11 protein-coding genes are annotated in these 10,215 nt (G+C 70.3%); 9 read left to right on the top strand and 2 right to left on the bottom strand.

Annotation, left to right across the window (positions count from 1 at the left end; genetic code table 11):
- Window positions 1–55 precede the first annotated feature (55 nt).
- Genes argC through ASG73_RS10685 form a run of 8 tightly spaced genes read left to right on the top strand, consistent with a single transcriptional unit; the run spans window position 56 to window position 7,933 of the window.
- A complete protein-coding gene (argC, locus tag ASG73_RS10650) occupies window positions 56–1,099 on the top strand; it encodes an N-acetyl-gamma-glutamyl-phosphate reductase (RefSeq protein WP_235499414.1) in 1,044 nt (347 codons plus the stop codon).
- Window positions 1,096–2,247, top strand: a complete 1,152-nt coding sequence (gene argJ, locus ASG73_RS10655) for a bifunctional glutamate N-acetyltransferase/amino-acid acetyltransferase ArgJ (protein ID WP_055994328.1) — start codon at window positions 1,096–1,098, stop codon at window positions 2,245–2,247. Before argC ends, argJ begins: the two co-directional genes overlap by 4 nt.
- 9 nt (window positions 2,248–2,256) lie before the next feature.
- Window positions 2,257–3,216: an acetylglutamate kinase gene (gene argB, locus ASG73_RS10660; RefSeq protein ID WP_055994330.1), complete on the top strand. Its 960-nt coding sequence runs from the start codon at window positions 2,257–2,259 to the stop codon at window positions 3,214–3,216.
- The gene (locus ASG73_RS10665; RefSeq protein WP_055994333.1) at window positions 3,213–4,421 is read left to right on the top strand and encodes an acetylornithine transaminase; all 1,209 of its coding nucleotides are present in this window, start codon (window positions 3,213–3,215) and stop codon (window positions 4,419–4,421) included. The genes argB and ASG73_RS10665 overlap by 4 nt, the downstream gene beginning before the upstream one ends.
- Entirely contained in the window at window positions 4,418–5,356 is a 939-nt protein-coding gene (gene argF, locus ASG73_RS10670; RefSeq protein ID WP_055994336.1) for an ornithine carbamoyltransferase, read from the top strand. The genes ASG73_RS10665 and argF overlap by 4 nt, the downstream gene beginning before the upstream one ends.
- Window positions 5,353–5,865, top strand: a complete 513-nt coding sequence (locus ASG73_RS10675; RefSeq protein ID WP_055994339.1) for an arginine repressor — start codon at window positions 5,353–5,355, stop codon at window positions 5,863–5,865. The genes argF and ASG73_RS10675 overlap by 4 nt, the downstream gene beginning before the upstream one ends.
- Window positions 5,862–7,307, top strand: a complete 1,446-nt coding sequence (gene argH, locus ASG73_RS10680) for an argininosuccinate lyase (protein WP_055994342.1) — start codon at window positions 5,862–5,864, stop codon at window positions 7,305–7,307. The genes ASG73_RS10675 and argH overlap by 4 nt, the downstream gene beginning before the upstream one ends.
- A 2-nt stretch (window positions 7,308–7,309) precedes the next feature.
- Window positions 7,310–7,933 carry a DNA-3-methyladenine glycosylase gene (locus tag ASG73_RS10685; RefSeq protein ID WP_055994345.1) on the top strand — a complete coding sequence of 208 codons (624 nt, stop codon included), beginning with the start codon at window positions 7,310–7,312 and terminating at the stop codon, window positions 7,931–7,933.
- Here the strand turns inward: ASG73_RS10685 and bfr are convergent.
- Both bfr and ASG73_RS10695 read right to left on the bottom strand, forming a co-directional pair.
- Window positions 7,920–8,408 carry a bacterioferritin gene (gene bfr, locus ASG73_RS10690; protein ID WP_055994348.1) on the bottom strand — a complete coding sequence of 163 codons (489 nt, stop codon included), beginning with the start codon at window positions 8,406–8,408 and terminating at the stop codon, window positions 7,920–7,922. The two genes, ASG73_RS10685 and bfr, sit on opposite strands and share 14 nt — an antisense overlap.
- The gene (locus ASG73_RS10695; RefSeq protein WP_268766359.1) at window positions 8,395–8,631 is read right to left on the bottom strand and encodes a (2Fe-2S)-binding protein; all 237 of its coding nucleotides are present in this window, start codon (window positions 8,629–8,631) and stop codon (window positions 8,395–8,397) included. The genes bfr and ASG73_RS10695 overlap by 14 nt, the downstream gene beginning before the upstream one ends.
- A gap of 168 nt (window positions 8,632–8,799) precedes the next feature.
- On the opposite strand from ASG73_RS10695, the gene tyrS reads away from it, so the two are divergent.
- Window positions 8,800–10,059, top strand: coding sequence for a tyrosine--tRNA ligase (gene tyrS, locus ASG73_RS10700; RefSeq protein ID WP_055994665.1), 1,260 nt, complete (start codon window positions 8,800–8,802; stop codon window positions 10,057–10,059).
- The last annotated feature ends 156 nt before the right edge of the window (window positions 10,060–10,215 follow it).

A 10,215-nucleotide genomic window follows, 5' to 3' on the forward strand; every position in this document is an offset into this window, starting at 1 on the left:
GACCGGGGTGCGGCCTTCTTGCATGGAACTACGCAACTGCGTATGGTCATGCACTGTGATCACAGCAGCCATCGCCGGAGCCAGCGGCTACGCAGGAGCCGAGATCGCTCGGCTCCTCCTGGCCCACCCAGAGGTCGAGATCGGGGCCCTGACCGCGTCGGGCAACGCGGGAGTGCGCATGGGCGATCTCGCCCCCCACCTGCAACCCCTGGCCGACCGCATCCTGCAGCCGACCGACGCGCAGACCCTCGCCGGTCACGACGTCGTCTTCCTCGCGCTGCCGCACGGCCACTCTGCGGCCATCGCGCAGCAGCTGCCGGACGACGTGACGATCATCGACTGCGGCGCGGACTTCCGCCTCGATGACGAGCAGGACTGGACCGACTACTACGACACCCCCTTCGCCGGCACGTGGCCCTACGGCCTGCCAGAGCTGGTCAAGGCCGGGGGCGGCAAGCACCGCGACGACCTCGTCGGCGCCCGGCACGTCTCCGTCCCCGGCTGCTACCCGACGGCCGTCAGCCTGGCCCTCGCGCCGGGGCTGGCCGCCGGCGTCATCGAGCCGCAGGACATCGTCGTCGTCGCCGCGTCGGGCACCTCGGGCGCCGGCCGCTCCGCCAAGCCGCACCTCATCGGGGCCGAGGTCATGGGCGCGATGAGCCCCTACGGCGTGGGTGGCGGCCACCGCCACACTCCGGAGATCCGGCGCAACCTCAGCGTGGCTGCCGGTGCGGACGCGAGCGTTTCCTTCACCCCGACCCTGGCGCCGATGCCCCGTGGCATCCTCGCCACGACGACCGCTCGGGTCGTCCCCGGCACGGACGCCGCGACCGTGCGCGCTGCCTGGGAGAGCGCCTACGCCGACGAGCCGTGCGTCCACCTGCTGCCGGAGGGCCAGTGGCCCCACACCGGCAGTGTGCTCGGCTCCAACCTCGTCCACATCCAGGTCACCCTCGACGAGCGCAGCGGGCGCGTCATCGCGATCGCCGCCGAGGACAACCTGACGAAGGGGACCGCCGGCGCCGCCGTGCAGTCCATGAACCTCGCCCTCGGTCTGCCCGAGACCACCGGGCTGCCGATGACAGGAGTGGCACCGTGAGCACGACGACTCCCGCAGGATTCCGCGCCAGCGGGGTGACCGCCGGCCTCAAGGCGAGCGGTCGCTCCGACGTGGCCCTGGTCGTCAACGACGGTCCTGACCACCACGTCGCTGCGGTCTTCACGACCAACCGGGTCGAGGCCGCACCGGTCACGTGGTCACGGCAGGTCGTGGCCGACGGCCGCGCGGACGCGGTCATCCTCAACTCCGGAGGTGCCAACGCGATCACCGGTGGCCAGGGCTTCCAGGACACTCACACCACCGCCGAGCACACGGCGCACACCCTGGGCGTCGCCGCCGGCGATGTCGTCGTGTGCAGCACCGGCCTCATCGGCGAGCTGCTCCCGATGGACAAGCTGAGCGCCGGCGTGACCGCTGCCGCCACCTGCCTCGACGCCGAGGGGGGAGCTGCCGCCGCCGAGGCGATCATGACCACGGACACGGTGTCCAAGACGGCTGCCGCTGCCCGTGACGGGTGGAGCGTCGGCGGCATGGCCAAGGGGGCGGGCATGCTCGCCCCGGCGCTGGCCACGATGCTCGTCGTCATCACGACCGATGCCGTGACGAGCGCCGAGGACCTCGACGCCGCGCTGCGCGAGGCGACTCGGACCACCTTCGACCGGATCGACTCCGACGGGTGCATGTCGACCAACGACACGGTCGTCGTCATGGCGTCCGGAGCCTCGGGTCGACCGGTCGACCGGGCTGACCTCACCGAGGCCATCCGTGAGGTCAGTGCAGATCTGGCCCGCCAGCTCATCGGCGATGCCGAGGGCGCGGCCCACGACATCGAGATCGTCGTGCGCAACGCGGCCAGCGAGGAGGACGGGCTCGAGGTCGCCCGGAGCATCGCCCGCAACAACCTCTTCAAGTGCGCCATCTTCGGCAAGGACCCCAACTGGGGTCGCGTCCTCGCGGCGGTCGGGACGACCACGGCGGCCTTCGAGCCTGCGCAGCTGGACGTGACGATGAACGGCATCCAGGTGTGTCGCGCATGCGGCGTCGGCGAGGACCGTGCCCTTGTCGACCTCGAGCAGCGGGAGGTTCGGGTCGAGGTGGATCTGCACGCCGGCTCTCACGAGGTGACGGTCTGGACCAACGACCTCACGCACGACTACGTCCACGAAAACTCCGCCTACTCCACCTGAGGACTAGCGATGCCTGACAACTCCACCCTGCGCGGCGCCATCGACGCCGCGGCCCTGCGGGTCGCCCAGTCCAAGGCGATGACCCTCGTCGAGGCACTGCCGTGGCTCGAGCGCTTCCGCGGGGCGCTCGTCGTCATCAAGTACGGCGGCAACGCGATGACCGACGACGCCCTCAAGGCGGCCTTTGCCGAGGACATCGTCTTCCTGCGGTTGGCCGGGCTGCGTCCCGTCGTCGTCCACGGTGGCGGCCCGCAGATCCAGGCGATGCTCGACCGGCTCGGTCTCGAGAGCGAGTTCAAGGGCGGCCTGCGCGTCACGACCCCCGAGGTCATGGACGTCGTGCGGATGGTCCTGACCGGGCAGGTCGGTCGCGAGCTCGTCGGCCTGCTCAACCAGCACGGACCCGTGGCCGTGGGTCTCTCCGGCGAGGACGCCGGTCTCTTCGGCGGTCGCCGCAAGAGCGTGACCATCGACGGCGAGCTCGTCGACATCGGCCTCGTCGGTGACGTCGAGACGGTGAACCCGGCAGCGGTCCTGGACATCCTCGACGCCGGCCGCATCCCCGTCGTCTCGACCATCGCGCCCGACCTCGACGGCGAGGGCCAGGTGCTCAACGTCAACGCAGACACCGCCGCCGCAGCACTCGCGGTCGCACTGCGCGCTCACAAGCTGGTCGTCCTCACCGATGTCGACGGTGTCTACGCCGACTGGCCCGACCGCGACTCACTCCTGTCGCACCTGACCGCCTCGGGTGCCCGCGATCTGCTGACGCGCGTCGACTCGGGCATGATCCCCAAGCTCGAAGCATGCATCCGCGCCGTCACCGAAGGTGTCCCGCAGGCGCACGTCGTCGACGGACGCCAACCCCACTCGATGCTTCTGGAGCTGTTCACCTCCGAGGGCTTCGGCACGATGATCCTTCCCGACCCGCAGGACGACGACGACCAGGGCGAAGGGAGCCCGTCATGACTGAGATCTCCGCCTCGCACCAGGCGCTGCTGGAGCGTTACCGCGCCAGCCACATCGGCGTCTTCGGGCTGCCCGGGCTCGTCCTCGCGCGAGGCGACGGCGCCTACGTCTGGGACGTCGACGGCAACCGATACCTCGACCTGCTCGGCGGCATCGCCGTCAATGCCCTCGGCCACGGGCACCCCGAGCTCGTGGGGGCCATCTCCAAGCAGGCCGCCGAGCTGGTGCACGTCAGCAACTTCTTCACCACGCCTGCCCAGATCGAGGCCGCCGAGGCCGTGCTGCGCATCGCGCAGGCACCACAGGGTTCGGGAGTCTTCTTCTGCAACAGCGGGTCCGAGGCCGTCGAGACGGCCATCAAGCTGTCGCGGCGCACCGGGCGCACCGGCATCGTCGCGGTCGGCGGCGCCTTCCACGGCCGGACCACCGGAGCCGTGAGCCTGACCCACAAGGAGGCCTACCGGGCCCCCTTCGAGCCCTTGCTGCCCGGGGTGTCGCACGTCGCGCCCGGCGATGTCGAGGCACTGCGAGCGGCTGTCGGTCCCGACACGGCGATGGTCCTGCTCGAGCCGATCCAGGGTGAGGCCGGTGTCGTGGCACCGCCGGTGGGGTACCTCGCTGCCGCACGTGAGATCACCCGTGACGCCGGCGCTCTGCTCGTGCTGGACGAGATCCAGACCGGTATCGGCCGCACGGGGGCCTGGTTCGCCCACCAGCTCGAGGGCGTCGTCCCCGACGCGATCACCATCGCCAAGGGGCTCGGCGGGGGAGTGCCCATCGGGGGGCTCGTCACCTTCGGCCCCGAGGTGACCGGTCTGCTCACGGCGGGTCAGCACGGCTCGACCTTCGGCGGCAACCCGCTGGCCTGCAGCGCCGCACTGGCCGTCCTGGCGACCATCGAGTCCGAGAGCCTCCTCGAGCACGCTGTCGCCGCCGGCGACTTCCTCGTCGACCGCGTCGAGGCCCTGGCGCACCCGCTCGTCACCGGGGTGCGCGGCGCCGGGCTGCTGCGCGCCATCACCCTCGCCCAGCCGATCGCACCCGCCGTCGCCCGACTCGCCCGCAGCCACGGCTTCATCGTCAACCCGGTGGCCGCCGGTGCGCTGCGCCTCGCACCGCCGCTCGTCATCACCACCGACCAGCTCGCCACCTTCGTCGACGCCCTCCCGGCGATCCTCGACGAGGCCGTCAAGGAGTCCGCATGACCGCCCGCCACCTGCTCGCCGACGACGACCTGACCGCGCAGGAGCAGAGCGAGGTCCTCGACCTGGCTGCTGCCCTCAAGGCGGACCGGCACGCCGAGCAGCCGCTCGCCGGCCCGCGCGCCGTCGCGATCATCTTCGACAAGCCGACGCTGCGCACCCAGCTCTCCTTCGCGACGGGGGTCGCCGAGCTCGGCGGGTACCCGATGGCGGTCGACGGCAACCTGGCCCAGATCGGTACCCGTGAGTCGATCGCCGACGTCGCCCGTGTCGTCGGGCGCCAGGTCAGCGCGATCGTGTGGCGCACGCACGGTCAGGACCGGTTGGAGGAGATGGCCGCTCATGTCGACGTGCCGGTCGTCAATGCCCTGACCGACGACTACCACCCCTGCCAGCTGCTGGCCGACCTGCTGACGATCCGGGAGCACAAGGGCGCCACGGCCGGGCGCACCATCGCCTACGTCGGTGACGGGGCCAACAACATGTCGCACTCCTACCTGCTCGCGTGCGCCCTCGCCGGGATGCACGTGCGGATCGGGACGCCGAGCACGCACCAGCCGTCCGCGGACGTCCTCGCCCGTGCCGAACGCATCGCCGCAGAGCAGGGCGGCTCCGTGCTCGTCACCGACGACCCGGTCGCTGCGGTGATCGATGCGGATGTCGTCGCCACCGACACCTGGGTCTCGATGGGCATGGAGGGGGAGAAGGGGGACCGCACCGGCCAGTCCTCGCCCTTCGCTCCCTTCGCCGTCACGCGCGAGCTCATGGTGCAGGCCGCCGATGACGCCATCGTCTTGCACTGCCTGCCCGCCTACCGCGGTCTCGAGATCGCGGCCGAGGTCATCGACGGCGAGCAGTCGGTCGTCTGGGACGAGGCCGAAAACCGGCTGCACGCCCAGAAGGCCCTCCTCACCTTCCTGCTGCGCGCCTCGTCGTGATCGCCGCGACCCGGCCGGGCCGGCAGGCCCGGATCACCGAGCTGCTGCGTGAGCACGCCGTGCGCAGCCAGCCCGAGCTGCTCGCGCTCCTCGCCGACGACGGGATCGAGGTCACCCAGGCGACCCTCTCCCGGGACCTGCTCGAGCTGCGCGCGGAAAAGGTGCGGGTCGGCCGCGACCTCGTCTATGCCATCCCCGGCGAAGGGGGTGACCGCACCCCTCGTGCGGCCGTCGACCCCGCAGAGCTGGACGGTCGGCTGCGCCGGCTGTGCGAGGAGTTGCTCGTCACGGCACGGGCGAGCGCCCAGCTCGTCGTCGTACGCACGCCCCCCGGTGCGGCCAACTACCTCGCCTCGGCGATCGACCACGCGCGCCTGCCCGAGGTGCTCGGAACGATCGCAGGGGATGACACGATCATGATCATCACCGGCGGCCCCGACCAGGGTGCCGCCCTCACCACACGACTGCTGGGCCTCGCCCAGACCATCGACAGCCAGGAGACACCGTGAGCCAGGACCAGAACGCGACGTCCGAGCGGGTGAGCCTGTGGGGCGGTCGCTTCGCCGGCGGCCCGAGCGAGGCTCTCGCGGCGCTCAGCAAGTCGACGCACTTCGACTGGCGTCTGGCCCCCTACGACATCGCTGGCTCGCGGGCTCACGCACGCGTGCTCCACGGCGCGGGTCTGCTCGACGACCCGACCCTCGAGGCGATGCTCGACGCCTTGGCCGTCCTGGCGACCGATGTCGAGTCAGGGGCCTTCGCCCCGGCCGAGGACGACGAGGACGTGCACACGGCCCTCGAGCGCGGCCTCATCGAGCGTGCCGGAGCCGACGTGGGCGGCCGCTTGCGCGCGGGACGCTCGCGCAACGACCAGGTGGCCACGCTCTTTCGCATGTACCTGCGCGACCACGCGCGCATCGTCTCGGGGCTCATCCTCGACGTCGTGCAGGCGCTCGTCGACCAGGCCCGGGCCCACATCGACGTGGCGATGCCCGGACGTACCCACCTGCAGCACGCCCAGCCGGTCCTGCTGAGCCACCACCTGCTTGCTCACGCGTGGCCGCTGCTGCGCGATGTCCAGAGGTTGGTCGACTGGGACGCCCGCACCTCCTTGAGCCCGTACGGCTCGGGTGCGCTGGCGGGTTCCTCCTTGGGGCTGGACCCCGAGGCCGTGGCTGCGGACCTCGGGTTCGCCGGCTCGATCGACAACTCGATCGACGGCACGGCCTCGCGCGACTTCGTGGCGGAGTTCTGCTTCGTCGCGGCGATGACCGCGGTCGACATCTCTCGTCTGGCGGAGGAGGTCATCCTCTGGGCGACCAAGGAGTTCTCCTTCGTCACGCTCGACGACGCCTTCTCGACCGGGTCCAGCATCATGCCGCAGAAGAAGAACCCCGATGTCGCCGAGCTCGCACGCGGCAAGGCCGGTCGTCTGGTCGGCGACCTGGCCGGCCTGATGACGACCCTCAAGGCTCTGCCGCTGGCCTACAACCGCGACCTGCAGGAGGACAAGGAGCCGGTCTTCGACGCGGTCGACACCCTCGAGGTCCTGCTGCCGGCGTTCTCCGGGATGATGGCGACGATGACCTACCACGGTGAGCGCATGGCATCCCTTGCGCCCCAGGGTTTCTCGCTCGCCACGGACATCGCTGAGTGGCTCGTGCGTGAGGGCGTCCCCTTCCGCATCGCCCACGAGGTCGCCGGTGCCTGCGTGCGAGTCTGCGAGGAGCGCGACATCGAGCTGTGGGACCTGAGCGACGCGGACCTCGCGGGCATCAGCGAGCACCTGACCCCCGGCGTCCGGGAGGTGCTCTCGGTCGAGGGCTCCCTCGGTTCACGCGACGCGAAGGGCGGTACGGCACCTGCCCGGGTCACCGAGCAGCTGGCGGACGCTGCGGCCCTCCTGGGCGAGCTGAGTGCCTTCGCTGCGAGCCGGATCGAGGCTCGCTGACAGTGCGTGCGCGGGGACGCCGGTGGGGCAGGGCCGACCTGACCGGTGACCCCCTCCTCGTCGCCAGGGCACTGCTCGGGGCGTACGTCGTCGCCGGACCCGTGACGCTGCGTCTGACCGAGGTGGAGGCCTACTGGGGGAGCAAGGATCCGGGCTCTCACGGCTATCGAGGGATGACGCCGCGCACCGAGGTGATGTTCGGTCCGCCCGGGCACCTCTACGTCTATCGCTCCTACGGCATCCACTGGTGCGCGAACATCGTGTGCGGCACCGCGGGGGAGTGTGCTGCCGTCCTGCTGCGGGCCGGCGAGGTCGTCGCCGGGCACGACGTCGTGGCCGAGCGCCGTCCCGGTGTGCCCGTGCGGGACCTGGCGCGCGGCCCCGGGCGGCTGACGAAGACCCTTGGGCTCGTGGGGGAGGACGACGGAGCCTCGCTGGTCGGGCGGGGTGCCCCCTTCGCCCTGTACGGGCCGCCGGAGCCCGTCCCGGACACGATCGTGAGGACCGGTCCCCGGGTGGGGGTCTCCGGCCCCGGGGGTGACGGCGAGACCTATCCCTGGCGCATGTGGATCGACGGCGAGCCGAGCGTGTCGGTCTATCGCCCGGGCAAGGTCAGGCGGGGTTGACGCCCACGTCGACCTGCTGGGCCAGGTAGTTCTCCATCCCGACGCGCGCGCACGCGTCGAGCTGGGCCTCGAACCAGTCGGCGTGACGCTCCTCGTCACGCGCCATCTCCTCGAAGACGGACGCCGTGGCGTGGTCCCCGAGCTCGTGGCACTCGGCTGCAGCAGCGTTGAACTGCTTGACCGCGACGATCTCGCTGGCGAGCGCGAGCTCGAGCATCTCCACGGCGTTCTCGCCGATCTGGATGTTGTTGAGCTTCTGCACGTTGGGGTGCCCGTCGAACATGAGGATGCGCTCGATCAGCTCGTCCGCGTCCTTCATCTCGCCGATCGACAGGTCGTAGAAGACCTTGCCCAGTCGGGGGAGGCCCCAGTTGTCGAGCATCCTCGCGTGGAGGAAGTAGGCATTGACGACGGTCAGCTCGAGGGTGAGGGCCTCGTTGAGGAGTGTGACGACTCGAGGGTCAGCTGGCTTCACGATCTACCTCCGCGGGAGTGGTGGCGAGCCCGTGATCGGCCTCACTCTCCACACTCTCGCAGAGAATGCGGCGCACTGAGAAGACACAGGCCCCGCAATCACGGCCCGCGCCGGTGCTCGTGCATGCCTGGGAGAGGGTCCTCGCGCCGGCCATCGCGGCAGCGGCGATCTCCCGATCGCTGACGACGGCGCAGTGGCACACGATCACGAGGTTCTCTCCCATCACGTTTACTGAGGTGAGGCACACCTTAGCGGGACGAAGGGAGTGCCTGTCACCGGGTGTTCCACATGGCGGACCGGTGCGCCTCACGGTCGCTCGTCCCTGCCATGGCAGGCTGGGGAGCGGCTCGCGGCCGCGCGCCGGCACATCCCGGAAGGACCGATGAAGACCGTGACCGACATCCTCGACGAGCTGCAGTGGCGTGGACTGGTGGCCCAGACCACCGACGAGACCGCCCTGCGACAGGCCTTCGCCGACGGACCGATCACGCTCTATTGCGGATTCGACCCCACGGCTCCCTCGCTGCACTTCGGCAACCTCGTACAGCTGATCGTCCTGCGTCACCTGCAGCGGGCCGGTCACCGCGTGATCTGTCTCGTCGGTGGGTCGACCGGACTCATCGGAGACCCGCGTCCGAGCGCTGAGCGTGTGCTGAAGACCAAGGAGCAGACCGCCGAGTGGGTCGGACGCATCCAGGAACAGGTGCGGCCCTTCCTCGACTTCGAGGGGGACAACCCGGCGATCACCGTCAACAACCTCGACTGGACCGCGCCGATGTCCGCGCTGGACTTCCTGCGCGACATCGGCAAGCACTTCCGGGTCAACCAGATGGTCCGCAAGGACGCGGTCGCTGCACGTCTGAAGAGTGACGAGGGGATCTCCTACACGGAGTTCAGCTACCAGATCCTCCAAGGCCTCGACTTCCTCCAGCTCTTCCGCGAGTACGGCTGCACGTTGCAGACCGGCGGCCAGGACCAGTGGGGCAACCTCACGGCCGGGTCGGACCTCATCCATCGCGCCGAGGGGAAGTCGGTCCACCTGCTGACGACGCCCCTGATCACCGACGCCAACGGCAACAAGTTCGGCAAGTCGGAGGGCAATGCCGTCTGGCTCGACGCAGAGATGACCAGCCCGTACGCCTTCTACCAGTACTGGCTCAACGTCGAGGACGCGTCCGTGGTCACGCTGCTCAAGGTCTTCACCGACCGCAGCCTGGAGGAGATCGCCGAGCTCGAGCGGCTCGTGGCCGACGAGCCCTTCCGACGTGCCGCCCAGAAGGCTCTGGCTGTCGACATGACGACTCTCGTGCACGGGGAGGAAGCCACCGCCTCGGTCCAGGCGGCGTCCGAGGCACTCTTCGGCAAGGGGGACCTCGGTGCGCTCGACCTCGGGACCCTCGTCGACGCCACTGCGGAGCTGCCGGGCGCTGATGTCCCCGCCGGCACGGGAGTGCTCGACGCGCTCGTGGCCACGGGCCTCGTGGACTCGAAGAAGGCCGCTCGCCGCGCCATCGGCGACGGCGCGGTCTCGATCAACGGGGACAAGATCTCCGACGAGGCGCACGTGCTGAGCCCCGGGGAGTACCTCCACGGACGGGTGGCCGTGTTGCGTCGCGGCCGCAAGAACTTGGCCGCAGCACGCCAGTCCTGACCAGGCACCAGACCTCCCATCGGGGGCGGACCCCCCGAAAATCCGGGGGATTCGCCCCCGATTTGGCGCATGGGGTGGCGGTGACCTAATGTTCTCGATGTCAGCCCGAGAGGGAGGAACGGACACCAAGTGGCAGCCCTTGCTGGGTTGCACCAA

Origin of the sequence: Janibacter sp. Soil728 (assembly GCF_001428305.1) — a bacterium.
Taxonomy (GTDB): Bacteria; Actinomycetota; Actinomycetes; order Actinomycetales; family Dermatophilaceae; genus Janibacter.

What these genes read in the sequence shown, in the direction of transcription:
- argF (WP_055994336.1), top strand. Translation starts at nt 4,418, where the DNA reads ATGACCGCCCGCCACCTGCTCGCCGACGACGACCTGACCGCGCAGGAG.
- argB (WP_055994330.1), top strand. Translation starts at nt 2,257, where the DNA reads ATGCCTGACAACTCCACCCTGCGCGGCGCCATCGACGCCGCGGCCCTG.
- ASG73_RS10665 (WP_055994333.1), top strand. Translation starts at nt 3,213, where the DNA reads ATGACTGAGATCTCCGCCTCGCACCAGGCGCTGCTGGAGCGTTACCGC.
- ASG73_RS10695 (WP_268766359.1), bottom strand. Translation starts at nt 8,631, where the DNA reads ATGGGAGAGAACCTCGTGATCGTGTGCCACTGCGCCGTCGTCAGCGAT.